The sequence below is a fragment of the Methylobacterium sp. CCH5-D2 genome (assembly GCF_001556475.1).
In the GTDB taxonomy this organism is placed as follows: domain Bacteria; phylum Pseudomonadota; class Alphaproteobacteria; order Rhizobiales; family Beijerinckiaceae; genus Methylobacterium; species Methylobacterium hispanicum.
On the sequence record NZ_LSIX01001092.1, the window covers coordinates 1 to 549 of the forward strand.

General features: G+C 71.6%; 1 protein-coding gene. It reads left to right on the top strand.

From position 1 onward, the window contains the following. On the top strand, nucleotides 1-549 hold a 549-nt coding region (locus tag AX737_RS29390), incomplete at both ends, for an efflux RND transporter permease subunit (RefSeq protein ID WP_197430770.1).

Sequence of the window (549 nt, forward strand, 5' to 3'; positions counted from 1 at the left end):
TGACCTTCAACCCGGGCATCTCGCTCGCCGAGAGCAACCGGGTCGGGCTGATCGCGGAAAAACTGCTCCTGGAGATTCCGGGCGTGAAGGCGGTCGGCCGCCGGACCGGCCGGGCCGAGCTCGACGAACACGCCGAGGGGGTGCATTCCTCCGAGATCGACGTCGCCCTGGACGATGGGCTGAAGCGTCCGAAGCAGGCGCTCGTCGCCGACATCCGCGGGCGCCTCGGTGCCCTGCCGGTGGCGGTCAACGTCGGCCAGCCGATCTCGCACCGGCTCGACCACATGCTCTCGGGCGTCCGCGCTGAGATCGCGCTCAAGGTGTTCGGCGACGACCTCGACGCCCTGCGCCGGGTGGCGAACGGCCTGAGGGACCGCCTCGCCAAGATCCCGGGGCTCGCCGACCTGCAGGTCGAGCGGCAGGTCCGCATCCCGCAGCTGGAGGTGCGCGTCGACTACACCCGGGCGGCCCTCTACGGGGTCCAGCCCGCCGCGGTCGTCGAGCAGATCAGCCGCCTCTCGAACGGGCGGGTGGTCTCGACGGTCGTCG